Raw genomic sequence first — 26644 nt, forward strand, 5'->3', positions numbered from 1 at the left:
AAGGTTACCGCCTTTCGCACGGGGTAACATCCAGGAACAGCTATGACTACAGAATCTTTCTCCCCCACCCGCGCCGATCTTCTGGCCCGCTTGCCTGAGGTGTCGCTTGCCGACGAGCGCGCCTTCCGCCGGCGCCTGCACAAGGCAAAGGCGCCGAAGGCGCTGGCTGCGATCAACCGTGACATTGACGCGGCCGTCGACAAGCAAGCCCACATCGACGCTGCTGTGCCGGAGATCACCTACCCCGAGGCCTTGCCCGTATCGGCCCGGCGGGACGACATCGCCGAGGCGATCGAGGAACACCAGGTGGTCATCATCGCTGGTGAAACCGGTTCCGGCAAGACAACCCAGATCCCGAAGATCTGCCTCGACTTGGGGCGCGGGCGCCGCGGCCTCATCGGCCACACCCAACCGCGCCGTCTCGCTGCCCGGACGGTCGCCGAACGCATCGCCGAGGAACTGGGACAGGACATCGGTGAGACCGTCGGTTACGCGATTCGTTTCGACGACCGCGTCTCCCCCACCTCCGCCGTCAAGCTCATGACCGACGGCATCCTGCTCGCAGAAATGCAGCGCGACCGCTACCTCAACGCCTATGACACCATCATCATCGACGAGGCGCACGAACGTTCCCTCAACATCGACTTCATCCTCGGCTACCTGCGTCAACTCCTGCCGAAACGCCCAGACCTCAAAGTGATTATCACCTCGGCCACGATCGATCCCGAGCGTTTTGCCAACCACTTCCGCGATTCCGCCGGTGAACCCGCGCCGATCATCGAGGTCTCCGGGCGAACCTACCCCGTGGAAATCCGCTACGAGCCGATGGAGTTTGACGTCGACGGCAAAACCATCGACCAGGACCCACTCGACGCGGTATGCGAAGCCTGCGAGGAACTCATGCTCGAGGGCCCCGGAGACATTCTGTGCTTCTTCCCCGGCGAACGCGATATCCGCGACGCCATGGAGGCAATGGCAGCCCGTAAGTGGAAAGGCGTCGAGATCACTCCCCTCTTCGGCCGCCTGTCCAATCAAGAGCAGCACCGCGTGTTCCAACCTCACGCGGGTCGTCGAATCGTGCTGTCCACCAACATCGCCGAAACCTCCCTGACCGTTCCAGGCATCCGCTATGTTGTCGACACCGGCACCGCCCGAATCTCCCGGTACTCCACCCGCACCAAGGTCCAGCGCCTTCCCATCGAGCCGATTTCGCAGGCCAGCGCCAATCAGCGTTCTGGCCGCTGCGGCCGCGTGGCCGATGGCATCGCTATCCGTCTCTACTCGGAAGATGACTTCGAGTCGCGCCCCGAGTTCACGGACCCGGAGATTCTGCGCACGAACCTCGCCAGCGTCATCCTGCAGATGGCACTCATGCGCTTGGGCGATATCGCCGAGTTCCCCTTCGTCCAACCACCGGACAACCGCGCTATCCGCGACGGCCTCCTGCTCCTCCACGAACTGGGCGCCCTGCAGGAGCACGAGCGCGACGGCCAGCCAACGCTCACGGCCGTCGGCCGCGATATCGCCCGCCTACCCGTCGATCCGCGCATGGCGCGCATGCTCGTCGAGGCGAACCGACTAGGAGCGCTTGACGACGTCCTGGTCATCGTCGCCGCGATGACCATCCAGGATGTCCGCGAGCGGCCATTGGAGTTCCAGGCCCAAGCCGACCAAGCCCACGCCCGGTTCAAGTCCCCGACCAGCGATTTCCTCTCCTTCCTCAAGCTGTGGGACTACATCGGCCAATCACGTGATGATCTCAGCGGCAATGCCTTCCGCAAGCAAATGAAGAAGGAATTCCTTCACTACATGCGCATCCGCGAGTGGTACGACCTCGTCCGCCAGCTCCGTGAGGTCTCCCGACAGTTGGGCTGGAGCACCCGCCACGAATCCGCTGACGAGCGCAATCCCGACGCTATCCACCAATCCTTGCTCGCTGGATTGCTCTCCCACATCGGCGCCCGCGACGGTAACACCCGTGAGTTCAAGGGCGCCCGCGGCACCCGCTTCATGGTCTTCCCCGGCTCCTCCCTGGCCAAAAAGCCACCGGAGTTTGTCATGGCCGCCGAGCTCGTGGAAACCTCCCGCCTGTGGGCGCGCGATGTTGCCTCCATCGAGCCCACCTGGGTGGAAAAACTTGCTGGCCCCCTGCTCAAACACCAGTATTCCGAGCCGACGTGGTCGCGCAAGCGCGCCTCCGGCATCGCTCACCAAAAGTCGACCTTGTATGGCGTGACCATCATCGCTGACCGAGTGGTTCCCTACCACGTGGTCGACCCCGAGGCCGCCCGGGACATGTTCATCCGGCATGCGCTCATCGAAGGCGATTGGACCACCCACCACACCTTCTTCCACGCGAATGTGGACAAGCTCGAATCAGCCGCCGAGGTGGAAGAAAAGGCTCGCCGCCGCGGCATCGTCGTCGACGAAGACACCCTCTTCGACTTCTATGACACCCGCCTGCCTGCCACGATCACCACCGGCCGCCACTTCGACTCCTGGTGGAAGAAGGAACGGCGAGTCAACCCCGACCTCCTCGATTTTGATCCAGACGCACTGGTCGGCGCCGACGCCCAAGCGATCACCGAGGAAGCCTTCCCCGACCGCTGGTCCACCGGCTCACTCACCTTCGACCTGAGGTATCGATTCGAGCCCGGGCACCCACAAGACGGAGTCAGTGTGTTGATTCCGGTTCCCCTGCTCGCAGGGCTGGATACCGAAGGCTTTGATTGGCTCGTCCCAGGACTCAGGGAAGAACTCATCACCGAGCTCCTGCGCACTCTGCCCAAGGAACTACGCCGCACCGTGGTGCCCGCCCCGGATTTCGCCGCGCGGATTCTTCCCCGCCTCATCCCCTATGCAGGAACTTTGGTGGGACAGATGGCCGAGGTCCTCCACACCATGGGTCGCCCGGCCATTGACGCCGCCTCGTTCCGCCCCTCCGCCCTTCCACCACATTTGAAGATGACCTACGCGGCGGTAGATAAACGCGGCAAAGTCATCGACGCCGACAAAGATCTGCCCGCCCTCGTCGCACGACAGGCAGGATCCATCACGTCCTCTGTCAGTCGCGTCGGCCGAAAAGCAGAGTCGAAAGCCGTTCCTGAGTGGACCGAGGACTCCCTCGGCGCCATCGCCGAAGAAGTCTCCACTGTCGTCGACGGACATGAAGTCATGGCCTATCCCGCCCTGGTGGCGACCCCTGATGGGGTCGAGGTGCGGGTACATCCGACCAAGGCGGCCGCTGATAGTTCCATGCTCACCGCGACGTTGACGCTGTTGCTCCGCGAGATCAGCGTGGGAACCAGCCCCATGGTCAAGGGCCTGCCCTTGCAACAACGAGTGGCCGTGGACAACTACCCGCACGGCGGTGCCACTGGGCTCGTCGACGACGCCCGAGTGGCTGCCGTGCGTGACCTCATGATGGAAAACGGCGGCCCCGTCCGAGATCCGGACGAGTTCGCCGCGCTGCGAGACACCATCAAGCCTCAGGTCGCGGGGGCTGTGCGACGCGCCGTCGTGGCACTGGCTCCAGCATTGGTGGACTATCACAACGTGTCCGAGGAATTATCCCGTTGGGATGGTGAGGCGATAGACGATATGAAGGCCCAGCTTGCCTTCCTGCTGCCGAAGAACGCGATCACGCTCCATGGAATGCAGCATCTTCGCCACCTCCCCCGCTACCTCCAAGGGATACGCATTCGGCTAGAGGAGATGTCCCTGGACCCGGGCAAGGATGCCGACCGGCAGGACGAGATTGAGCAGGCGCAAACCTACCTCGACATCGCATTGGCCAAACTCCCCGCGGGGAGAGCCAAAACGCGAGAGGTTAAGGACATCCGTTGGATGATTGAAGAGCTGCGCATCAGCCTCTTCGCGCAGCGATTGGGCACAGCCCGTCCCATTTCCTTGCGGAGGATCGAGAAAGCGGTAGATAAGCTCCGCTAGCTGGGCGCTCGGCCTAGCTACCTGCGGCCGAGTCTTCTTCTCTGGCTCTGCGGTGCATGAGGCGAATTTCTGATTCGAAGTCTTCGGCCGATTCGAAGGATTTGTACACCGAGGCGAATCGCAGGTAGGCGACTTCGTCCAGTGCCCGGAGCGGCTCGAGGATGGCCAAGCCGATAGCGTTGGCGTGGACCTGGGAACTGCCGTGGCTGCGCACGGTTTCCTCGACCTCTTGGGCAAGTCGTTTCAGGGCATCATCTGACACATCACGCCCCTGGCAGGCACGGCGCACACCGAGGACGACCTTGTCGCGGCTAAATGGCTCGGTCACGCCGTTACGCTTGACCACCAGAAGAACGGCCTTCTCGATGGTGGTGAATCGCCCTTGGCATGCAGTGCACTCCCGCCGACGACGTATCGCGGCGCCTGCATCTATGATGCGGGAATCGATGACTCGGGAATGATCGTGATGGCAAAACGGGCAATACAACGTGGGGTTCCTCAACTAACGCAGGGATTGAGTTCAGGGGAGCCATCTCAGGCCCGACTCACAGATCATCGTACCCGTCCACCCTGATGAGGCGGGTGAACCTCCTAGCGCGAGACAGCGCCCGTGCTCGCTGTGTAGGTGGCACCCATGTCGAGTGAACCGGGCGTGCTGTCAACCTCACTTTGGGACAACGCGGCGGTGACAACGCACACCCCGAAAACGGCTCCCAAGAGATACGTACCTAACGTCTGCAAACCCCGACGCCGACGGCTCGAAACTTTTCCTAGTGACTCCGGATTTGTTCGAACACCAACGGCGCTATCCCCTCGCCGCTCCATTCGATCCGCGACCCGGAGGGTTCGAACAACCCGGTGCTCCGCTGCCGCCTCACGGAAGCCCGACGGCTCCCATACAGCCGCTGCGGAGGCTGGGATGGAACGGCGACGCGGAGCGGGCGTACCTGCGACAGTGCGATTCAATGAGATAGTCATGATGACGTCCTTTCGATTATGTGGGCTAGAGTATCTAACGGCCCAGACATCATCGAACACGATCGGCGTTCATATGTTCGATGTAGGTGCTATGTTCGATTTATAGCACCCGTTCGAAAAAATGTCCACACGTCGCGCGGAAAGGTCGAACATTCGTACCAAGTCGTGGTAGACATGTAGGTGATGGATGGCACCGATGACTCAGCAGGACTCGCCATTCGAATAAGACACGTCGACCGCCCGCTTCTTTGAACCACCCCAACCGCACAACATCAACCACGCAAAGGACCAAGGACCATGGCACGAAACAGCTCAACTCCGAAGATTGATCCGTCAGGCAGGCCCGACCCCTCCGAACTTTCTGATCGCCAACGTCGCATCTTGGAGGTCATCCGCGACGCCGTGGTGCTGCGCGGTTATCCGCCAAGCATCCGCGAGATCGGTGATGCCGCCGGCCTACAGTCCACCTCTTCCGTGGCTTACCAGCTCAAGCAGCTGGAGAAGAAGGGCTTCCTGCGCAGGGACGCCAATAAGCCGCGAGCCGTCGATGTGCGGACCCTGCCCACCACGGATATGGCGACCAAGCCAGGTCGGCGCTCTTCTGCCGCTATCGCTGCGGCAAAGCAGTCCGATGCGCCCGCCGATGCGAGCCCGACGAACTTCATCCCCGTCGTGGGGCAGATTGCGGCTGGGTCCCCCATTCTCGCGGAGCAAGATGTCGAAGAGTACTACCCGCTCCCTTCGGACATCGTGGGCGATGGAGAGCTTTTCATGCTCAAGGTGGTCGGGCACTCCATGAAGGATGCCGGCATCCTGGACGGCGACTGGGTTGTCGTTCGCTCCCAGCCGGTGGCAGAACAGGGTGAGTTCGTGGCCGCACTCATTGAGGGCGAAGCAACGGCCAAGGAGTTCCACACTGACTCCACTGGCGTGTGGCTCCTCCCCCACAACGATGACTTCGCCCCGATTCCCGCCGAGCATGCAGAAATCATGGGCAAGATCGTGTCGGTCCTTCGCAAGCTGTAGGGGTCGCCGGGGCCCGTTAGGGCCCCATCGGCCACTGATCAGATGTCTGATGTAACCCCCTCGATCCGCGTCTACCCTGCGCCATCCCGCCACGGCACTACCCCCGAATTCGGGAATAGCGGCCTCTCACATCCCGCCAATCGCCTGATGTAACGGACGTAACTCAACGCCCTGAGCGGTTGTTTCACAGATTTTGACGCATGTTTGCCCGATTGAGACCAATTGCTTGGCGCTTTGTTGGGCTTCACACCCGAGTTTTTGGGAGAATGGCACAAACGGGCATCTAATCGACCGATTGTGTGGGAACGCGAGGAAATTGTGATGTATGCAGAAGAGCGTCGTCGGCAAATTGCATCTTTGACCGCTGTTGAAGGGCGGGTCAATGTCACTGAATTGGCCAGCCGATTCGACGTAACTGCCGAGACGATTCGTCGCGACCTCGCAGTTCTCGACCGAGAGGGCGTCGTCCACCGAGTCCACGGCGGAGCGGTTGCCAGCCAGACGTTCCAAACCGCTGAGTTTTCCCTTGACGCACGTTTTCGCTCCGCTCCCACCGCCAAGTCCGCAATCGCCCGAGCTGCACTGGAGTTTCTGCCCGAACCCAACGGCGGGCTGTTCCTCGACTCCGGAACCACCATTGGTACCTTGGCTGAACTCATCTCCGAGCAGCAGGACGCCAGGCAATGGTCAATCGTCACCAATAGCCTGTCTATCGCATTGAACCTCGCCAACAAGGGGCTGGCCGAAGTTCAACTACTCGGCGGTTCGGTGCGCGCCATCACCCAGGCCGTCGTCGGTGATACCGCGCTGCGAACTCTGGCACTCATGCGGGCAGACGTTGCCTTCATCGGCACTAATGCTCTCACCTTGGATCACGGCCTGTCCACGGCTGATGCCCAAGAGGCGGCGATCAAATCTGCGATGGTGACCAATGCCCACAAGGTCGTGGTGCTCTGTGACTCGACCAAGCTCGGGAATGACTACCTGGTTAGTTTCGCCAGCATCAGTGACATCGACGTGGTCATTACTGATGCGTCCGCCCCAGAGTCCTATGTCACGGCCCTTCGCGAGCGGGAAGTCGACGTCATCATCGCCGACTAGTCCCCACAGCGGAAAATCCCCTCCGAACTGTTGCGAGTTCGGAGGGGATTGCCTCGTTGGGAGCGAAGCGGCTTAACCCAGCAGGAGTTCACGCACTGCTTCACGTGCGGCGGCTGCGCCGACGGACTCCAGAGCCAGATCAGCGGCCTTCTTGCAGGTCTCCAAATCAACCTTGGCCAGCTGGGCGCCGACGCCCGGCAAGGCCGTGGATGCGGCGGAGAGTGAATTCACGCCCAAGCCGGTGAGAACACAGGCCAACATCGGATCCGCCGCGGCTTCACCACACACGCCGACGGGGGTCTGCGTGTCATTGCCGACGATGCAGGTGTGGCGGATCAGGCGAAGGACGGCCGGCTGCCACGGATCAGTCAGGTAGGCCAGCTGCGGGGAAAGACGGTCCGCAGCCATCGTGTACTGAGTGAGGTCATTGGTACCGATGGAGACGAAGTCAAGGTACGGCATGAGCTTGTCAGCCATGAGAGCAGCAGCCGGAACCTCAATCATTGCGCCCGCGACGAGGCCCCGCTCCCGGCACAGGCCGGCGAACCACTTCGCTTCGCGGGCAGTGGCCACCATGGGAGCCATGACCCACGTCGGGGCTTCATCGCCGCGGCCTTCAGCGGCCTGCGCGATGGCGTCGAGCTGGCGGGTGAGCAACGGCTCATTGTTGTTAGCAATACGGAGGCCACGAACACCAAGCGCCGGGTTCTCCTCGGCGATCATGTTGGCGTACGCGATGGGCTTATCAGAGCCGGCATCAAGCGTACGGATGACTACCTTGGAGGCGGGGAATGCTTCGAACACCTTGCGGTAGATCTTGGCCTGTTCATCAACGCTGGGTTCCTCGGATGCGGACAGGAAGCTCAGCTCAGTGCGGTAGAGACCAATGCCCTCGGCTTGTCCTTCGGCTGCGAGGCGGGCGGCGCTGCCGTCGGCCACGTTGGCCAACAGTTGAACGCGGTACTCGTCCTTGGTCTTAGCCGGTCCGCGCCATTGGGCGACAAGCGCAGCAGTCTCGCGGGACTCCCGGACCTTTTCCTGCGACAGGACCGGGTCAGCATTGAGGGTGATGGTTCCCATCGCGCCGTCAATGAGCACCATTTCATCCTGCTCGACGGAGCTGATGGAGGAGCCTACGGCAACGATGCACGGGAGGCTGAGCTGGCGGGCAATGATGGCCGTGTGGCTGGTCGGACCACCGAGCTCGGTGACCAGGGCCACGATGTTTTCGGTGTTCAGGGTGGCGGTGTCGGCCGGTGAGAGGTCATCGGCGAAGAGCACACCCTCCCCTTCGATCTCCGGGAGGCCGGGTTCCGGCTCGCCCCGAAGTTCTGCCAGGACGCGGTCACGGATGTCCTTGAGGTCGGTCGTGCGCTCAGCCATGAGGCCGCCCGCGGCCTCAAACATCGTGACAAATTTGTCGGTGGCAGCGGCGGTGGCGTTTTCTGCCGGCTGGCCCTTGTTGATGAACTTCTGGGCGGTCTTGCGCCAGCCACGGTCGGTGACCATGCCTGCTGTGGCCTTGAGGACTTCGGCTGCGGATCCCTCCAGGTGTGACGATCGCTTCAGCAGACGCTCAGCAACGGTGTCGGATGCGGCAACGAAGCGCTCGTATTCGCCACTTCGTTGCTCCTCCGGTACCTCGTCGGCAGGGGTGGGCAGCTCGGGCCGCGGTCGGGCCCAAACGGCGGGTGCGTAGGCGATGCCGGCAACGACACCAGTTCCCTTAATAGAGGTGCTGTGAACAGCCTCCATGGTTGTCTCCCATCTCGGGTTGAGGAGTACTCACGTAATGCGACCAGCCTACCAATTCTTTGAATTCCGGGCCTGAACTCTTGACAAGCGGACACAATCGGGCAATACTAAAAACACATTCAGGTATTGAATGTGATCCACCGCACGAAAATTAACCGCACGAGTCCAGGCTGAACCACCCTTTGGCTAGCTAGATTGTCCTGAAGGTCGCCATTGTCCCAGTTCAATGGCATCGTAGACATAACGGCAGGATCTAGACAGCCAGGAGGCAGAATCCGCCCACAGACACCACCAATCGGGTGTCGCCGGTTTCCGAACGGACAGGGAGCACCCCTTGATTGTTACTTTGACCCCCAATCCCAGCATCGACGCGACGATGGAATTGGACACCCCGTTGCAACGGGGACACGTCATCCGCCCGGTATCAATTTCGCAGGTGGCGGGAGGCAAGGGGATCAATGTTTCCCATGCGCTCCTGTTGGCTGGGGTGGACAGCATCGCCTTATTCCCTGCCGATGAGGGCGACCCCTTTGTCGCGTTGCTCACTAAGACGGGCATCCCCTTCCGTTCTGTTCATGTCGCCGAAAGCGTGCGGATCAACACCACCCTCACGGAATCTGACGGCACCACCACCAAGATCAACGGTGCCGGAGCGTCCCTCGACTCTGCGGCACGCACACACGTTGAGGAGTCCTTGCTCTCGCTGCTGGCTGGCGAGGTGACCTGCCTCGTTCTCGCCGGCTCACTCCCCCCAGGTGTGCCGATCGATTGGTACACCGATCTCATCGGGTTGGTGCGCACTAGCTTCCCCGACCTGCCCATTGCGGTTGACACGTCCGATGAGGCCATTGCGTCCCTCGGTCGCCGCCTCGGCACCGCAGCTCCGACGCTGATCAAGCCCAATGGGCTTGAGCTGGGACAAATGGTGGGTGCGGATGGGGAGGCCATCGAGGCATCGGCATCCGCGGGCGATTTCCTTCCGGCGGTCCGGGCTGGACGGCAAGTGGTTGACCGTGGGGTAGCCGAGGTGCTGGTGACGTTGGGATCGGCCGGCGCCGCCCTCATCACCAAGGCCGGTGCCTGGGTAGCAACTCCGCCGCCGATTGACGTCGTCTCAACCGTCGGGGCCGGTGACAGCTCGCTGGCTGGGTACCTCATTGCTCGCTCCGAAGGCGCTCAGCCGGCCGAGTGCTTGCAGCGGGCCGTCGCATATGGGTCGGCGGCCGCTGGCCTGCCCGGCACCACCATTCCTTCTCCATCACAACTCAATATGGCGGGCACAACAGTGCGCGACCTTTCCCACGAAATCTGAGGAACAACAATGACCTCGCCGAACAATCAGATCATCACGACTGACCTGGTCCTTCTTGACGTCGATCTGGGCGCCACCCCCTCTGACGTCATCACCCAACTCGCCACCACCGTCGCTGCCAGCGGCCGGGCCACCGATGCGGCCCAGCTCGCAGCCGATGCCATCGCCCGCGAGGCGAAAGCTCCCACGGGAGTCCCTGGCAAGGTGGCCATTCCCCATTGCCGTTCGGCTGCAGTAAGCGTGCCGACGCTCGCGTTTGCCCGGCTCGCACAGCCCGTCAACTTTGGCGGTCCCGACGGCGATGCCGAGCTGGTGTTCCTCATCGCCGCCCCGGAGGGCGGCGGCAAGGAACACCTCAAGATCCTCTCCAAGCTTGCCCGGGCGCTTGTTCGCGGTGACTTCCTCGAGCGGCTCCGTACCGCCACATCCGCCGACGAGATCGTCGCCGACGTCATTGAGATCACCTCCGCGGAGAAGAAGCCCGCAGCAGCAACGGCTGCTGCCGTGCCTGCGGGAGGCGCGGGCGTCGATAAGCAGGTGACACGCATTGTCGCGATCACCGCCTGCCCCACCGGAATCGCCCACACCTACATGGCAGCCGACGCCCTGGCCCAGGCAGCCGATGCCCGCGACGACGTCGAACTCGTCGTGGAAACCCAAGGGTCGTCGTCCACCAAGTCGATTGACTCCTCGCTGGTCAACGCCGCCGACGCCGTCATCTTCGCCACCGACGTCGGGGTCCGTGACCGCGAGCGCTTCGCCGGTAAACCCGTCATCGAATCCGGCGTCAAGCGGGCCATCAACGAGCCGACGGTCATGATCGACGAGGCCATCGCCGCCGCTCACAACCCCAACGCCCGCAAGGTGCCCGCCGGGGCAGCGTCATCTGCCACCCAGGAAGAAGGCCAGCAGCTGGGCTGGGCCCGACGCATCCAACAGGCCGTCATGACCGGCGTGTCGTACATGATCCCGTTCGTTGCAGCAGGTGGTCTCCTCCTCGCATTGGGCTTCCTCATCGGCGGCTACGACATGGCCAACGGCTGGCAAGCGATCGCCACGAACCACTCCTTAGGCAACCTTCCCGGGCATACTGTCGACGTCGACGGGGTCGCCATGACCTTCGATCGTTCCGGGCTTGCGCTGTACCTCGGCGCAGTGTTGTTCGCCACAGGCCAGATGGCGATGGGCTTCATCGTCGCTGCCCTCTCCGGCTACACCGCCTACTCCCTCGCCGGTCGCCCCGGCATCGCCCCCGGTTTCGTCGGCGGTGCGATCTCCGTTCTCATCGGCGCTGGCTTCCTCGGCGGTCTGGTCACCGGTATCCTCGCCGGTCTCATCGCCTACTGGATCGGCAATTGGAAGGTTCCGCGGATCCTCAACTCGCTCATGCCCGTGGTCATCATCCCGCTGTTGACCTCGCTCGCGATCGGTCTCATCATGTTCCTCCTGCTTGGCCGCCCGCTCGCCGCCGCGATGACCGGCATGACCAACTGGCTGGGCACGATGTCCGGTTCCTCCGCCATTCTCCTCGGCGTCATCCTCGGGCTCATGATGTGCTTCGACCTCGGTGGCCCGGTGAACAAGGCCGCCTACCTCTTCGCTACCGCGGGCTTGTCCACCGGCGACGAGGCCTCTATGCAGATCATGGCCGCCGTCATGGCCGCCGGCATGGTTCCCCCGATCGCCCTGTCCTTGGCCACCCTCGTGCGTAAGCACCTGTTCACCCCGGCCGAGCAGGAGAACGGTAAGTCTGCCTGGTTGCTGGGCCTGTCCTTCATCTCTGAAGGTGCCATCCCCTTCGCCGCCGCTGATCCGCTGCGCGTCATTCCGGCGATGATGGTCGGCGGTGCCACCACTGGCGCCCTGTCCATGGCCTTCGAAGTTGGCTCCCGCGCACCCCATGGTGGCGTGTTCGTTCTCTTCGCCATCGACCCCTGGTGGGGCTTCCTGCTGTCCATCGCTGCGGGCACGATCGTCTCCGCCGTCGCGGTCATCGCGCTCAAGCAGTTCTGGCCAAACAAGGCCGCTGAGGAAGCCGCCGCTCGCGGTTCCGTCGTGGCCGCCGCCTAGCACTTTGCCTACACTGGGAAACACCATCCCTTAACTGAAAGGACCCCAGCCCCATGGCTTCTAAGACTGTTGTCGTCGGCTCCTCCGTCGGCCTGCATGCCCGTCCTGCTTCCCTCGTCGCTGACGCCGCTGGCGAATACGATGAGGACATCATCCTCACCATGGCCGATGATGAAGATGAGGAAGCGGACGCCGCGTCCTCCCTCATGATCATGGCCCTGGGCGCTGAGAAGGGTGACAAGGTCACCGTCACCTCTGACAACGCCGAGGCTGTTGAGAAGATTGCCGCTCTGATTGAGTCCGACCTGGACGCCTAATCGTTCGGTTTCCCTTACAGCTTGTTCTAGCTCGCTGTAGCTAGTTCTAGCTAGCGAACTACTCCCCGGATACTGGGACTGAGAAATCAGTTTCACGCTCCGGGGAGTTTTTCATGGGCTATCGCGAGAAATATCGATGATGACTTTCACTACGCAATAGCGAACGGTCGGCCACTGTGAGTTACCTCACACTCTCCCCTGAGTTTCACCCCACCTCTGCGCCGACTGAGTGCATATCCCCATCACCCCTGCATGAATTGCAGATTCCCTTAGCCCATTTCCCCAGCACCCCAGCCCGCACCTGCGTCGCGCATGCAATTGATTTATATCCTGCCAGGCGTTTCCCAGCTTCTCGGTTGTCCATATGAGGTGTAGCTTGTTTCCAAGATGTTTTGAAACAACAGGGGTGCGACAACGCTGCCGAGTGGAATTCAGTAGGGCTCCGAAACGAACTAACTTCCACGCTTCACTTCGGTGGGGCGAATGTACTAGTTAGTACCTAGTAAGTAACCAGTGGCAATGCCGCATGAATTCCGCCACATTGACCGATGTCACCGGCACCCGAAAGACCAAAAGATTGACATTGACGTTGGGAGAGTGAAAATCAATGCAAGCTACACACGATGAGAGCTTGGAAGAATTGGTTTTCCGAGTGCACGATCTACAACTGCCGGCAGGCGGGACCCGCGAGAGCTTCGAAATCGAGCGCGGCTTGACCATGGTCCATGCCGGTAGAGAAGAAGGCGCCACGGTTCTATCCATGGTGCTCGCCGGGCGGATGAAGCCCGAGGGCGGTGACTTCTACCTCTACGAGGCAGAGGATGACACCGAGGACCTTGAGCAGGCACCTCAGCGCGTCTACCACGAAGAAAAGATGACGCCGGGGATGTTGCACAAGCGGGTGGCTTTCGCTGGGGTGGACTTCCACCACCAGCTCGAGCGGGAAGTGGACCTATGGACTGTCATCAGCGAGCAGTCCTCTTGGGTCTCCCCGTGGTGGAAATTTGGACCGCGGTCCCTGTCGGCCATCCCCGGTTGCCTGCAGGCGCTGGAGGTGATGGGGCTGGACTGGAGCGATGACTTCGTCCGCCATCACCGCATCTCCCATTTGGGAGTCGTCGATCGAGTGAAGCTCGGCATTGTCCTCGCCCTCATCGCCCGCCCAAATCCTTCGCTGTTCATTTTTGATGACATCGATCAGCTGCGCAGCCTGCGGGCACGCAAGCAGGTGCTGCTCGCGCTGCGCCGGCTCTCCCGCGAGTGGCACGGCACCAACGACAACGCTGAAGCGGGATTGAGCTGCATCGCTGTGACATCCAATAGCGATATCGACGGCATCTGTGATCACTTCATCTCCGTGACCAGTGATGAATACGACGCGGCGCACTCCGACGGAAGCGTAGTGACCGCACAGATTGAGATGAACCAGGAGGCACAATCATGATGCTCAATGGATTGCATCTGGGATCTGAACTCAAACGCTTCAGCCGAGGCAAGCTGCCCCCCTTGGCCTTGACGGTCATTGTCATGTTGCCGCTGTTGTTCGGCGGTCTTTTTGTGTGGTCGTATTGGGATCCGGTCGACCGCATTAATAAGATGCCCATCGCGTTGGTCAACTCCGACGAAGGTGCGACGGTGGATGGCCAGCAGCTCAACGCGGCCTCCCAGATCGTGGATAAGCTCCAGGAATCTGACCAAGTTCGACTCGAGCAGGTCAGCAGCCAGGATGCGATGTCCGGCGTCAACGATGGCACCTACTACTTCGCCATCGAATTCCCGACCGACTTTTCCGAAGCCGCGGTCAGCGCGAATTCTGATACTCCCCACCAGGCCAAGCTCAATGTGGTGTTTAACACCAACAACGGGTTCATGGCCATGACCTTGGGCAATCAGGTTGTCGTGCGGATCATCGACACCATCAATGAAGAACTCGGTGCCGAGGTCGCCTCCAAGCTCTTGGTCGGTTTCAACACCATCGGCGATGGCCTGCAGCAGGCAGGCGATGGCGCTTCCCAGCTCGCCGAAGGCACCGGCACCGCCGAAGACGGCGCCACCCAGCTTGCCGACGGCGCGACCCAGCTCAACGATGGCCTCACCACCGCCCAGGACGGCGTCGATAAGCTTGCCGACGGCGCGCAGCAGCTCGACGACGGCATCAACACCGCCGCTTCCGGCGCTGATCAGCTCGCGAGCGGATTGACCCGACTACAGTCGGCCACCGATGAGCTCGGTGCTGGTGCGGGCCAAGTCGCCGACGGCGTGGACCAGCTCACTGGCTTTGCCAGTGGCATCGAGCAGACCCAACAGCAACTGCTCGCTCCCCTGGTCAATCTGTCAGCCTCTTTGCGCGCCACGGGTCTGCCCCAGGCCATGGCTGCAGCGGACCAAGCGGATCAGATCATTGCGGGTCTGCAGAACCCCAACGGCAACAACGTCTCCGAGCTCATCAGCAAACTCGATCAGCTCAATGCCGGCGCTAAGACGATTCACACTCAGTTGGCAGACCCCGCCGCGGCATATCGCTCCGGCGTTGACTCGGCCACGGCCGCATCGGGCCAATTGGCAACCGGCCTCCACACGTTGGCCGATGGTTCCCAACAACTGGTCGTGGGCACCCAAACGCTGGCAGATGGAACGTCGAAACTAGTGGAGGGATCCAACCAACTCACCGTCGGCGCCAACTCGCTGGCTACGGGCTTGGTGCAGCTCGACGATGGCAGCAACGAGCTTGCCCTCAAGCTCAATGAAAGCGCTACCCAGGTGCCTCATTTCCCCGAGGACACCCTGGATGACTCCGCCCGGAATGTCTCCAGCCCGGCCACACTTAACTACACCAAGGCCTCCACCCAGCTCTTTGGCGAAGGCCTCGCCCCCATCTTCATCAGCTTGGGTCTCTTCATGGGCGGCACGGTCTGCTTCATGCTCTTGCGCCCCCTTCAGCGTCGCGCTGTCGACGCCGGAGCCAATCCGCTGCGCGTCGTCATGGCCTCCTACATTCCCGCCATGTTGGTTGGCCTGGCCCAAGCCACCGTCATGTTTGGCATCCAGCGACTGTTCATCGGTGTGCATGCGGTGAGCGAGCTGGGCATGTGGGCAGCCATGTGCCTGACGTCCATGGCCTTCATGGCGATCACCCAAGGCCTCAACGTGGTGTTCGGCACCACCGTCGGCCGCGTGCTGTGCATCGCCCTCATGAGCCTGCAGATCGTTTCCTCAGGTGGCATCTACCCGCCAGAAACTCAGCCGCTGCCGTTGAAGTGGTTCCACACCTACGACCCGATGACCTATTCGGTCAACCTCATCCGACAGGCAATGTTCGGAATATCGCCTGGCGACGACCGCGCCTACCAAGCCATCATCGTACTCGTGTGCATCGCGCTCGGCATGTTCTTGGCCTCTAGTTTGGCAGCACGCCGCGAACGCCACATTCGGATGAAGGACTTCCACCCGGAGGTCGCCGTTTAGTCGGCCACCCCTGCCAGCTCGTCAGCCTGGGCCAGCAATTCGGTGGCCCAGAATTCTCGACCCAGCGGGTGACGCACACCGGGTGCACCCCCCTCGGGTCGGCACTCCAGGACGGTGTCGACCCACCGGCTGGGCCACGCCGTAGCGCCGTGGGCCGCGCCCAACAACGCGCCAGCAATAGCGGCATTGGTGTCGGTGTCCCCGCCCATGCCGACGGCTTCGATCAGGGCGGACTCGGGATCGTTGACAAGCAGAAGTTGACGGACCGCAGCGATGGCTTCGAGGACTGGTGCCTCCGTGGCGGTGGCTTCCATCGCTTCAATCATCTGCTCTGGGCTACCACCCTGAATGCCCGTAACCAGAGCTGCGACAAATGCGGCATTGGCGTCGAGGCAAACGGGGTGTGGGTGGGTCAATCGGGCATCAGCTCGGGCGCATTCCACAGCGGTAGCGAGGTCGACGTCGCTGCGCGCTCCGTACACCCCGAGCGGTGACACCCGCATGAGGGCACCGTTTGCTTGAGAATCAGCATTGATCGGCCCGCCGGATAGCGCCACCGCGCAGGTGCCACCAATATCGAAGGGCCCCGTCGAATACCAATAGACGTAGCCCGTGAAAACATCCTCGGCGTCGAAGATACCCCGACGCTGCAGGCTGCGGATGAGCATCATCGCCATCTGCGAATCATCAGTGGGCTGCCCGGCGATGAGGTCCCACGTGCCGCCATCGGCCATATCGCGGACGCCGTCGGGATAGCGCTGAGCAATCTGCCTGGCGGAGTTGAACTCCACCAAGCTTCCCAGCGAATCACCGATGAACTGGCCGAGCAGGCACCCGCGGGCACGATCGCGCAGCAGGGCGGTGTCAGTTGACGTCATAATGCCCAGAATAGAGAAAGCTGGGCACCGCTTCTTAGAAGGTGGCGTTCTTCCCCTCACCGACGGACAGGTAGAGACGCTTGAGAATGGGGTAGGCGATGATGATGCCGGCCGAACCCCACGCAATGCCCTCCAGCTCGACGCCAAAGATGGAGAGGGTGAGGTTGCCGATGCCCGCGACGAGGGCCACCGCGGCCGTGGTCAAGTTGACGGGATTGTTGAAGTTGACGTTGTTGTCCTGCCAGATGCGGATGCCCAGCATGCCGATGAGGCCGTAGAGCACCAGGGTGGCACCGCCCAGCACTCCGGCGGGAATGGTGAAGATGAGTGCGCCAAACTTCGGAATGAAGGCGAGGGCGATTGCGGTGGCCGCTGCCACCCAATAGGCGGCGGTGGAATAGACGCGGGTGGCGGCCATGACACCGATGTTCTCGGCATAGGTCGTCGTGCCGGAACCACCAAAGCTACCGGCGAGGGTCGTGGCGAGGCCGTCCGCAACGAGCGCGTCACCGGCGAGATCATCGAGATTGCGGCCGGTCATCTCCGAGACGGCCTTGACGTGACCAACGTTCTCCGCGATGAGGACGATGATCACCGGCAGGGTCACCAGGATGGCCGAGAGCTGGAATTCGGGCGAGTGGAACTCGGGCATTCCGAACCACGCGGCATCCCGAATGGCTTCGGTGGCACCGGGGGCGAGGTTTCCGGTCAAGGCGGCAAAGACCCAGCCGACGACAACACCAATGAGGATGCCCAGGCGAGCCACCATGCCGCGACCGGCGACCGTGGCGGCAAGAATGGCAATCAAGGTCACCGCAGCGACGAGGGGCTGGGCCTCGAAGTTCGTGGCCGCGGTCGGCGCCAGGTTGAGCCCGATGAGCGCGACGATGGCGCCGGTGACGGCGGGCGGCATGACGGCGTCGATAACTCGCCTGCCCGCTGCCTTGATGATGAAGCCGACGGCGATGAGCACCAGGCCGGTGACCAGAACGCCGCCGATCTGCGCCCCGGGGCCATAGGCCTGGCTCGCGGCCAGCGGGGCGATGAAGGCGAAGGAGGACCCGAGGTACGACGGCAGCCGATTGCGGGTGATGAGCAGGAAGATCATCGTGCCCAGGCCCGAGAACAGCAAGGTGGTGTTGACGGGGAAGCCAGTCAGAGTTGGCACGAGCAGCGTCGCGCCGAACATGGCGATAACGTGCTGCATGCCGATCCCGATGGTGCGGGGCCAGCTGAGTCGTTCTTCGGGCGCGACGACGGCGCCGGGGAGGATCTTCTTGCCGTCACCGTGGACGGTCCAGCCGAAGTACTTGTTAGTCACGGGATGTAGCGTACCGCCGACGGACCGGATTGTTGGTGCTAGTCCCCTGGATTGTCTTCGACGATGAACTCCGCGAGCTCGGCGGCTAGGGAGCGAGGAAGGCGGACGTCGATAAGCGTGCCGTCGGCGCCGTACTCCTCCTTGCGGACTGTGCCGTATTCGTGCAGCCGGGAGACGATATCTCCTCGGGTGAAGGGGATGAGCACAACGACGTGGGCATCGAGGGAATTGAGGAAGAGCTCGATCCGCGCTTCCAGCTCTGGGATGCCTTCCTTGGTCAAGGCCGAGACGTAGACAACGTTCTCGCGATCGAAGGCGTGGCGCAGCTCCGCCAACACGAGGGGGTCAGCGGCGTCGATCTTGTTCACCACGATGATCTCGGGTGGGGCCGACTCACCGGTTTCCTTGACAATGTCATAGATGACCTTGTTCACCGCGTCGATCTGCTTGAGCGGGAACGGATCCGAACCATCGACGACGTGGAGCATGAGGTCAGCGGCCAGGACCTCCTCCAGGGTCGACTTGAAGGCCTCAACCAGCTGCGTTGGTAGGTGGCGAACGAACCCGACGGTATCGGTAAACACCACGGCTCGGCCATCGGCCAATTCTGCTCGCCGGGTGGTCGGGTCCAGGGTGGCGAAGAGGGCATTCTCAACGAGCACCCCGGCACCAGTCATGGCGTTAATGAGGGAGGACTTGCCAGCATTGGTGTAGCCCGCGATGGCGATCTGCGGGATCGTCGAGTCCTGCCGGCGCTGGCGCTTGATCTCACGGGCCGTTTTCATTCCGGCGAGCTCACGGCGCAGCTTCGCCATGTCCGTGCGCAGTCGACGACGGTCCGCCTCGATGCGCGTCTCACCGGGACCACGCAGACCCACGCCACCATTGGAACCGGCTCGTCCACCCGCCTGGCGGGAGAGGTTGCCACCCCAGCCACGGACTCGGGTGTAGAGGTATTCCATTTGGGCGAGGCCGACCTGCGCCTTGCCTTCCTTCGATTTCGCGTGCTGGGCGAAGATATCCAGGATGAGCATGGTCCGGTCGATGACCTTGAGGTTGAGGGCCGATTCCAAGGCTACGAGCTGGCCAGGAGTGAGTTCGCCGTCGCAGACGACGGTGTCCGCACCCGTGGCAGCAATGATCTCCTTGAGCTCATTGACCTTGCCAGAACCAATGAAGGTGCCAGGGTCCGGCTTGTCGCGGCGCTGGTAGAGCGTCTCTAGGACCTCAGCACCGGCGGTCTCGGCGAGGGCGGATAGCTCCGCCATGTTGGCTTCGACCTCCGCGGAGGTTCCCTCCGTCCACACTCCGACGAGGATGACCTGTTCTAGCCGGAGCTTGCGGTATTCAACCTCGAAGCCGTCTTGGATTTCTTCGGAGCGGATGGTGGTGTCGCTGGTGCGGCGGAGAGCGTTGCGCTCTTCCAAGTCGAGCTCGCCGACAGTTGGGGAAATGATCCCGGAAAGATCGGTGCCGGGGTCCTCGTCAGCGCTGGGCTGCGGCGCGTTGTCACGGAAGGCACGGGCCAGGAGATCTTCGTGCGAGTCGTGGGACGTGCGGTTGTTGTTGTCTGATTCAGTCATTGTCTATCAATTGTTCCACGTTATGAGCTTCAGCCGGTGAGAGGCCAAGAATCACAGGTAGAGGCGATGCTATTAGACTGTCGGATTATGAGCACCGACTTGAAGAGCATCGGCCTGGGTTTCGACCGCTGGCAGGATGCGGTGGAAGCCGCCATCGCCACGAATCAGCTGGCAGTGACCGGAGAAGTCCGCGGCGGACAGTTGATCCAATACGTGGACGCCTCCGGGGCACAGATCAACATTTTGGCTGTGGAACCGTTTGCAACGTTCGCGGGATTCGACGCCGTCACCCAAACCTTCGCCCACATCAGCATGGTCAATGATGTCCTCGCCTACTGCGAGATCGTTGACGCTTTTGGGACCGTCATTACCTCCATCACCGCCAACCTGTCCCAGGGTCCGCTCCTCGCGGAAGAGCCCACGCAGGAATGGCAGCAGATCGGGGTCACCGCCTTGGCCTTTGACACCACGATCGTCGACGAAGACCCGGCGTACGTGGGCCCGACGTTTAACTCCGAGGGTGCCCACCTCGTCTCCTCTGGGTCGGGGGCGGCTGTGCCTGACGCATCCGCCACCTTTACCGCCCGGGTCATGGACGCGGAGTACCGCAACAACCAGCTCACCGGCCAGCGTTTCATCCACCTCACCGTGGATGGCGTGTTCCCCTTCGACGTCTGCCTCCATGACGCCGCCGAGCTTCCTGCTCGCGACAGCATCATTTCTGGTTCCGCGGTACTCACCGCCTCAGTGTTGTCCCCCCTCTCCGCCGGCGGTGGTTGCGGCGGATGTGGTGGAAGCTGCGGCTGCGGCGGACACTAAGCGGCTGGTGGCCGAAACATGAGTGATCGACTACCCATCCAACCGGAACCGAGTCGGTTCCGGTGGCCCTTGGTCGTCATAATCGTCGTGGCCCTTTTCGTCTTCGCTTGGCTCCGCCTGCAGGGCTTGCTGCTCCTGCTGCCCATTCTCGCCATCGCGGCGTTGTTGTTATGGAAGCGGCCGAACTCCACGGAGACGGATTCGCTGCGTACCTCCATCGCGCTGTCCGCCGATGACATCCGCGATGTCATCGCTGAATACGAGCATTTTTCTACCTCCCCGGACGCCGATGCGCTCGCGGACCGCACCCTGCATCGGCCGGCCTTGGCTGATCATTATTGTGACGACCCGGCGATTGAGAGCTTCCACCACCAAAGCTCGACCGCGCGGCGCTACCTATCAAGGTTGGAGGCCCGGCTGGCCAACCGGGACCTCGAGGTGGGGCAGCTGGAGAACCTGCTCAACGTCACCGACGAGCGTGCCCTCGAGATCAAAAACGCGTGGCTCGAAGCACGGCATGCCGCCAAGCGGCTAGGGCCCAACTACTAGATCTCGACCTGCCCCGTCGCCACGATGCGGGACGGGCCGGTCAACGTCGAGGACTCCCCTGCTATCTCGACAACCACCTCGCCGCCGGGGACGGTGACGGTCACGCGACCGTCGACAAGCCCGGCATCAGCCAAGGCGGCGCGAGCCGCCGCCACGGTACCGGTACCGCAGGAGCGTGTTTCGCCGACTCCTCGTTCGTAGACGCGCATGTGCACCCGGCCGTCGACCAACGGAGTGACGATTTCCACGTTGACGCCGGAGGGGAAGAAATCGGGATCAAACTCCGGCGCGTGGAGTTTCCACTCATCCAACGCCGCAGCTTCCAAGCCCGGTACGACGCACGCCAGGTGCGGGTTGCCCATGTCTACGCCCAATCCGGCGACGTGGATGTCACCGATGCGAGCCGTGGACACACCTGTCGCCTCGGCGGGACCCATATCGACGCTGACCACTGCGTCCGTGTCATCCCACGACTCCACGACGACGCGTCGTTGTCCAGCGCGGGTGTGCACAACGAACTCATCGGTGTCGACGAGCCCACGGGAGCGCAGCCAGTGCGCAAAGACGCGGACGCCGTTGCCACACATCTCGGCGATGGAACCGTCGGCGTTGCGGTAATCCATGAACCAGCCGCCGTCACGGTTGTCCACGCGCAACACCCCGTCTGCGCCGAGGCTGGCACGGCGATCACACAATGTCGCAATCTGCTCCGGGGTGGGGTCGGTGGGGCCAGGCAGGATGATGAAATCGTTCTCAGTTCCGTGGCCTTTGGCAAAGTCGATGCGGTTCACCCCAGCAATTCTAGTGCGTGCGAGGCGGGATCGTCAGCCGCGTCGAGCCAGTGCACGCGCGGATCGCGGTGGAACCAGGAGCGCTGGCGGCGCACATAGCGGCGTGTCCCAGTAATAGTCCGCTCGACTGCGTCCTCCCAGGTCAGTTCGCCTGCCATGGCGGCCAGCACCTGGGCGTAGCCGATGGCGCGGCCGGCCGTCGAATCAGCCACCAGGCCCTGCCCAACCAAGCCTTCTACCTCCGCTACCAGGCCTTGCTCAAACATCAAGCGCGTGCGCAGGTCAATGCGTGGGTTGAGCCATTCTGGATGGGTACGCAGCCCGAGGATGCGGGTCCCCCACCGGGGTGGGGCGTTCTTCGGTGGCTGGGATGCCTGAAAAGGCTGCCCTGTCAGCTCGATGACTTCGAGGGCGCGGACGGTGCGGCGGGGGTCTTTGTCCTCGATGGTGGCCGCCGCCGCGGGATCCTGCCGGTCCAGCTCGGCGTGCAGGGCGTCGATACCGATCTCAGCCAGTCGCTGTTCCCACTGGGCTCGGACTGCGGGGTCGGTGGGGGGAAATTGCCAGTCATCGATGAGCGATTGGACGTAGAGCATGGAGCCGCCCACGAGGATGGGCACATGTCCACGGGCCATGATGGCTTCCACTTCCGCCACGGCATCAGCCTGGTAGCGCGCTACCGACGCTGTCTCCGTGACCTCCCAGACATCGAGTTGGTGGTGCGGAATGCCAGCGCGTTCGTCCACGCTCAGTTTGGCCGTGCCGATGTCCATGCCGCGGTACAGCTGCATCGAATCGACGTTGACGATTTCCCCACCCAGGGCCTCGGCCAGCGCGATTCCCAACGCAGATTTGCCCGACGCGGTCGGCCCGACCACGGCTATCGGCTGCATGCTACAGCTCCCATCCGGCCACGAAACGGCCCACACCAAGGCTGACATCGGCAGAATGCACCTGCGCGTGCCGCGGAGACAACGCCGCCAACTCCAGCCACAGATCCGGCTCGATCACCCCGGCCGTGCTTAACGACGCCCCGTCCATCACCCCTGCGACATCCTCACCGCCGAGCACCGCCCGGCACCATTCGTGCGCCTTCGGCGCCTCATCCAACAGCGCCAACGGCGCCCGCGGAGTTAACCCCGCGCTGCCATCCACCGCGACGATAGTGAGCACCTCCGGGTCGGGCTGGCCGAGGGTATCGCGCACGGCGACGACCCGGGCAGCATTCTCGGCAAGCGCATAACGTTGGACCAACTCCGGCAGAAAACGCCCTTTACCCACGGTGACCTGCGGGGCACCCCAGGCCCGGAATGAACCTACGCAGCCCGTTTCCCACCGCGGGTCGTGGCTACCGACGAGGACGATCGGCCGGTCAGCCGGGACAGCGCTAACAAGCTCCCTGATCGTGGCAAGCTGCGCGGCCCCGACGGCATCGCGCGGGGACAACTCCGCCACCAGGGCGGGACTGGCAGGCATGACAAGGAGGTTCGGGGTCATCAGGGACATATTACTGACACGCCTGTGGCACGCGCGGTATGTTAGGTGCAGCACATAGGGCACCCGATTGGTGGGGTGCCCCGGCAGCCGTGACGCTCGGCACAACGACGAAGAGAGACAACGAACATGACTACTCCCCCTACGCCTTCCCCCACTCCCGGCAACATGCCCAAGCCGGGACCTCGCCCGGGAGCGCACATGGGCAATCGTCCGACTCCCTCGCCGCGTCCGGCTGGCCAGACGGCCCCGCTGCCCGTCCCGCCGAAGAATGACCCCGCCAAGTGGGGTCGCGTTGCGGAGGACGGCACCGTGTTTGTCAGAACCGCAGAGGGCGAGCGGGAGATCGGTTCCTGGCAGGCCGGCACCCCGGCCGAGGGCCTGGAGCACTACGGGCACCGCTTCGACGACCTGGCCACTGAAGTGGAACTGCTCGAATCCCGCCTCAACGCTCACCCGGACGATGCGGCCTCCATCAAGGCAAAGGCCGCGCAGTTGCGAGACACCCTGCCCACGGCGTCCGTCATCGGTGACCTCGCGGGCTTGGAGAAGCGCCTGGAAACCATCATGGAACACTCTGCGGCCGCCGGTGAACAGGCCAAAGCAGAGAAGGCGCGTCGCCGCGAGAAGGCGATCGAGCACAAGGAGAAACTCGCCGCCGAGGCCGAGGACCTGGCAGAGAACTCCACGGAGTGGAAGGCTTCCGGCGATCGCCTGCGCGACATCCTCGAAGAGTGGAAGACCATCCGCGGCATCGATCGTTCGACCGATGATGCTCTGTGGAAGCGCTACTCCCGCGCCCGTGACGCGTTTAACCGGCGCCGCGGCTCCCACTTCGCCGACCTCGATCGGGGTCGTGCCGCCGCTCGCCGCACGAAGGAGGCCCTCGTCGAACGCGCCGAGGCGTTAAAGAACTCGACTGAGTGGAATGACACCGCCCGGGCCTTCCGCGATCTTATGAAGGAGTGGAAGGCCGCTGGCCGCGCTCCCCGCGAGGTGGACGACAAGCTGTGGGATGCGTTCCGGGGCGCGCAGGATCACTTCTTCAACGCTCGCAATGCGGAGACCGCCGAGCGTGACAAAGAGTTTGACGCCAACGCTGCCGCCAAGGATGCCCTCATCGCGGAGTATGACGGGCAGATTGATCCGGCCAAGGGCCTCGGGGCTGCTCGCACCAAGCTGCGCGAGCTGCAGGACAAGTGGGATGAGATCGGCTTCGTGCCGCGCGGCAAGGTCGCGGAGTATGAGGACAAGATCGCCGCGATTGAAAAGCGCGTTTCTCAGGCCGAGGATTCCAAGTGGAAGCGCACCGACCCCGAAGCCCAGGCCCGGGTGGATCAGTTCCGCGCCAAGGTCGCCGACTTCACCGCTCAGGCTGAGGCCGCTGAATCCGCCGGCAAGGCCTCTCAGGCCGCCAAGCTGCGCGAACAGGCGGCCCAGTGGCAGGAGTGGGCTGACACTGCTCAGAAGGCCGTGGAAAGCCAGTAGTGCCCTTCGTTCAGTTATCGCGGCCGGTTCCAGGGATGGAACCGGCCGCTGGCCTTCGCGAGCTCGTCTTCATGTCCAACCTCGCGGCCCAAGAGACCACCGGTGACACTGCCTCCTCAATGTCAGTGGAGAGGGTGGCTCATCGTCTGCGCGGATCGGCCGTCTACGATTCCGTGGCACTGGCGCTTGTCGAGGCCCCGGTCACTCCCCTGCAGGTAGTCAACGATCTGGAGGAGGAGTGGGAGGTGTCCGGCTACCTTCTCCTCGGCTTGCCGCTGACCGAAGACCGCGATGTCCTCGACGTGGAGGTCATCCTCGACGCGTCCCACCAGCCCCTACCCGGGGAGGAATTATCCCCCGAGGCGACGTCGGTGCTGGAGGAATTGTTGGCGGAGGCGACTCGCTTCGCGGCGCGCCATCACCGTTGCGTTCTTCAAACCTGGCTGCTGCACTCCCCTGCGGAGGAGCCCGGGTCGGGTCCGTTCACCGAGGTACTGCGAGCTGACGGGTACTCGCTCGGGCTCGCCGAAGCTCAAGGCTATGTCGAGGTCACGCCCGAGGTGGTGGAGTCGGAGCTGCGGTTTACTGAGGTGACCGATCTGGACTTCCCCGCCGCCTTGGTCGATGACGTGATCACGCTCCGGCAGCTTGCCGCCGCCGATATCCCCCACGGCAGCCTCCAAGCCACCGACATCGAGTGGACCCCTCAACGGCTTCTCGACGCCCGCTCACGCCTCATCGACACCCAGCGTCGGTCCTTGGTGGTTGTCGCCCACGACGGGGAGGGCGTCGTCGGTCTGACGGAAGTGCTCCACCACGCGGGTTCCGAGGATTCCGTTTTGGAACAGGACCTCACCGTCGTCGTCCCGCGGGCCCGCGGTCGGGGCGTGGCAGCGGATCTCAAGCGGACACTGCTCAACGCAATACCGAATACGTTTCCTGCAGCACGGCGGGTCTACACGTCCTGCGCGGTGGACAACGCCGCCATGATCGCGGTCAATGAATTGTTGCGCTGGACCATTATCAGCGGCAGCTCCGGATGGGAGCGGCGCCTCTAAGCCTCGGGATTATTCCGGCGATGCCGCTCGGCGGCGCGACGGCGGCGATCATCCTCAAGGAGAGGATTCGCGTCACCCGCGTCCTGCTGGTGGGTCACCATCGCTGAACGCTGGGCATACCCCACCTCGTCGAGGACGGTTTGGGAGGCGCGGGATTGAGCGAGATCCTGCTGGCGGTCATCGCGACGCAGCGCCACCAGGCAATAAACGACGAAGGCGAGTCCAACGGCCACGATGGACACCCACATGCCGATGGACAGGTCCACGCCGTCCCCAGAGCTGCTTCGAGTTTGCCGAAGCCAGATGGCCAGAACGGAATAGGGGAAACCGACGGTGCAAAACATCCAGGCGATGAGACCGAAAACAGACCGGCGAGTAATCAGCGTCAACGTGGTGAACACGCCCAACCCCAAAAACAGCAACGTGGAGTAGATGTACTCGGTGATTTTGATCCCCGACTCGGCTGCCGCCGAAGAGCGAATAAGGACCTCATAGCCACGAACATCACCCGCCTGCGGAAGGAGCAGGGCGACAACATAGAGTAGCAGCGCAACGAGCAGAGCGTATTGCTGATTACCCAGGTGCATCCGCCGAGCGGCCTTCTTCTCCTCGGCCGCCAACTCCCGCACGGTGGCGGCGGAAGCGCGGATTTCTTCGCTACTGGGGGTGTTCTCACTCATGGTCAACCACC

The 26644-nt window shown here is 62.8% G+C and carries 21 protein-coding genes; 12 read left to right on the plus strand and 9 right to left on the minus strand.

Annotated elements, in window-relative coordinates; all coding sequences use genetic code 11:
- Positions 1 to 42 precede the first annotated feature (42 nt).
- Positions 43 to 3948: an ATP-dependent RNA helicase HrpA gene (hrpA, locus tag CTEST_RS07660; RefSeq protein ID WP_047253242.1), complete on the plus strand. Its 3906-nt coding sequence runs from the start codon at positions 43 to 45 to the stop codon at positions 3946 to 3948.
- A gap of 13 nt (positions 3949 to 3961) precedes the next feature.
- Here hrpA and nrdR read toward each other — a convergent pair whose 3' ends face one another.
- Positions 3962 to 4435 carry a transcriptional regulator NrdR gene (gene nrdR / locus CTEST_RS07665; RefSeq protein ID WP_047253243.1) on the minus strand — a complete coding sequence of 158 codons (474 nt, stop codon included), beginning with the start codon at positions 4433 to 4435 and terminating at the stop codon, positions 3962 to 3964.
- A 788-nt stretch (positions 4436 to 5223) separates the two neighbouring features.
- On the opposite strand from nrdR, the gene lexA reads away from it, so the two are divergent.
- Positions 5224 to 5952 (plus strand): transcriptional repressor LexA, encoded by a 729-nt coding sequence (gene lexA, locus CTEST_RS07670; protein ID WP_047253244.1) that lies wholly within the window; start codon positions 5224 to 5226, stop codon positions 5950 to 5952.
- Positions 5953 to 6273: 321 nt separating this feature from the next.
- Positions 6274 to 7053: a DeoR/GlpR family DNA-binding transcription regulator gene (locus tag CTEST_RS07675; RefSeq protein WP_047253245.1), complete on the plus strand. Its 780-nt coding sequence runs from the start codon at positions 6274 to 6276 to the stop codon at positions 7051 to 7053.
- A 72-nt stretch (positions 7054 to 7125) separates the two neighbouring features.
- Here CTEST_RS07675 and ptsP read toward each other — a convergent pair whose 3' ends face one another.
- A complete protein-coding gene (gene ptsP / locus CTEST_RS07680; RefSeq protein ID WP_047253246.1) occupies positions 7126 to 8808 on the minus strand; it encodes a phosphoenolpyruvate--protein phosphotransferase in 1683 nt (560 codons plus the stop codon).
- Between the two features lie 334 nt (positions 8809 to 9142).
- Between ptsP and CTEST_RS07685 the strand changes: the two genes are divergently transcribed.
- The 5 genes from CTEST_RS07685 to CTEST_RS07705 all read left to right on the plus strand — a co-directional run bounded on the left by CTEST_RS07685 (position 9143) and on the right by CTEST_RS07705 (position 15972).
- Positions 9143 to 10120 carry a 1-phosphofructokinase family hexose kinase gene (locus CTEST_RS07685; RefSeq protein WP_047253247.1) on the plus strand — a complete coding sequence of 326 codons (978 nt, stop codon included), beginning with the start codon at positions 9143 to 9145 and terminating at the stop codon, positions 10118 to 10120.
- Between the two features lie 9 nt (positions 10121 to 10129).
- The gene (locus CTEST_RS07690; protein ID WP_047253248.1) at positions 10130 to 12190 is read left to right on the plus strand and encodes a PTS fructose transporter subunit IIABC; all 2061 of its coding nucleotides are present in this window, start codon (positions 10130 to 10132) and stop codon (positions 12188 to 12190) included.
- Positions 12191 to 12243: 53 nt separating this feature from the next.
- Entirely contained in the window at positions 12244 to 12507 is a 264-nt protein-coding gene (locus CTEST_RS07695) for an HPr family phosphocarrier protein (protein WP_047253249.1), read from the plus strand.
- A 607-nt stretch (positions 12508 to 13114) separates the two neighbouring features.
- A complete protein-coding gene (locus CTEST_RS07700) occupies positions 13115 to 13951 on the plus strand; it encodes a hypothetical protein (protein WP_052844326.1) in 837 nt (278 codons plus the stop codon).
- Positions 13951 to 15972, plus strand: coding sequence for a YhgE/Pip domain-containing protein (locus CTEST_RS07705; RefSeq protein ID WP_047254307.1), 2022 nt, complete (start codon positions 13951 to 13953; stop codon positions 15970 to 15972). The genes CTEST_RS07700 and CTEST_RS07705 overlap by 1 nt, the downstream gene beginning before the upstream one ends.
- Here CTEST_RS07705 and CTEST_RS07710 read toward each other — a convergent pair.
- Genes CTEST_RS07710 through hflX form a run of 3 tightly spaced genes read right to left on the minus strand, consistent with a single transcriptional unit; the run spans position 15969 to position 19754 of the window.
- A complete protein-coding gene (locus CTEST_RS07710; RefSeq protein ID WP_047253250.1) occupies positions 15969 to 16850 on the minus strand; it encodes an ADP-ribosylglycohydrolase family protein in 882 nt (293 codons plus the stop codon). The genes CTEST_RS07705 and CTEST_RS07710 overlap by 4 nt on opposite strands.
- Positions 16851 to 16884: 34 nt before the next feature.
- Positions 16885 to 18171 carry a uracil-xanthine permease family protein gene (locus tag CTEST_RS07715; RefSeq protein WP_047253251.1) on the minus strand — a complete coding sequence of 429 codons (1287 nt, stop codon included), beginning with the start codon at positions 18169 to 18171 and terminating at the stop codon, positions 16885 to 16887.
- 38 nt (positions 18172 to 18209) lie between these two features.
- On the minus strand, positions 18210 to 19754 hold the full coding sequence (gene hflX, locus CTEST_RS07720) for a GTPase HflX (RefSeq protein WP_047253252.1): 1545 nt from the start codon (positions 19752 to 19754) through the stop codon (positions 18210 to 18212).
- A gap of 87 nt (positions 19755 to 19841) precedes the next feature.
- Here hflX and CTEST_RS07725 point away from each other — a divergent pair, with 87 nt between their 5' ends.
- Positions 19842 to 20573, plus strand: a complete 732-nt coding sequence (locus tag CTEST_RS07725; protein WP_047253253.1) for a hypothetical protein — start codon at positions 19842 to 19844, stop codon at positions 20571 to 20573.
- An 87-nt stretch (positions 20574 to 20660) separates the two neighbouring features.
- The gene (locus tag CTEST_RS07730) at positions 20661 to 21122 is read left to right on the plus strand and encodes a hypothetical protein (protein ID WP_236686058.1); all 462 of its coding nucleotides are present in this window, start codon (positions 20661 to 20663) and stop codon (positions 21120 to 21122) included.
- Here CTEST_RS07730 and dapF read toward each other — a convergent pair.
- From dapF to CTEST_RS07745, 3 genes are read right to left on the minus strand one after another with little or no spacing between them, the layout of a single operon-like run.
- Positions 21119 to 21904, minus strand: coding sequence for a diaminopimelate epimerase (gene dapF / locus CTEST_RS07735; RefSeq protein WP_047254308.1), 786 nt, complete (start codon positions 21902 to 21904; stop codon positions 21119 to 21121). The genes CTEST_RS07730 and dapF overlap by 4 nt on opposite strands.
- A gap of 5 nt (positions 21905 to 21909) precedes the next feature.
- Entirely contained in the window at positions 21910 to 22854 is a 945-nt protein-coding gene (gene miaA / locus CTEST_RS07740; RefSeq protein ID WP_047253255.1) for a tRNA (adenosine(37)-N6)-dimethylallyltransferase MiaA, read from the minus strand.
- Positions 22808 to 23410 (minus strand): class III extradiol ring-cleavage dioxygenase family protein, encoded by a 603-nt coding sequence (locus tag CTEST_RS07745; RefSeq protein WP_047254309.1) that lies wholly within the window; start codon positions 23408 to 23410, stop codon positions 22808 to 22810. Before CTEST_RS07745 ends, miaA begins: the two co-directional genes overlap by 47 nt.
- Positions 23411 to 23536: 126 nt before the next feature.
- Here CTEST_RS07745 and CTEST_RS07750 point away from each other — a divergent pair, with 126 nt between their 5' ends.
- Positions 23537 to 24895: a DUF349 domain-containing protein gene (locus tag CTEST_RS07750; protein ID WP_047253256.1), complete on the plus strand. Its 1359-nt coding sequence runs from the start codon at positions 23537 to 23539 to the stop codon at positions 24893 to 24895.
- Positions 24895 to 25953 (plus strand): GNAT family N-acetyltransferase, encoded by a 1059-nt coding sequence (locus tag CTEST_RS07755; RefSeq protein ID WP_144413247.1) that lies wholly within the window; start codon positions 24895 to 24897, stop codon positions 25951 to 25953. The genes CTEST_RS07750 and CTEST_RS07755 overlap by 1 nt, the downstream gene beginning before the upstream one ends.
- Here the strand turns inward: CTEST_RS07755 and CTEST_RS07760 are convergent.
- On the minus strand, positions 25950 to 26633 hold the full coding sequence (locus CTEST_RS07760) for an Rv2732c family membrane protein (protein ID WP_047253258.1): 684 nt from the start codon (positions 26631 to 26633) through the stop codon (positions 25950 to 25952). The genes CTEST_RS07755 and CTEST_RS07760 overlap by 4 nt on opposite strands.
- Between the last annotated feature and the right edge of the window lie 11 nt (positions 26634 to 26644).

This window comes from Corynebacterium testudinoris (genome assembly GCF_001021045.1).
In the GTDB taxonomy this organism is placed as follows: Bacteria; Actinomycetota; Actinomycetes; order Mycobacteriales; family Mycobacteriaceae; genus Corynebacterium; species Corynebacterium testudinoris.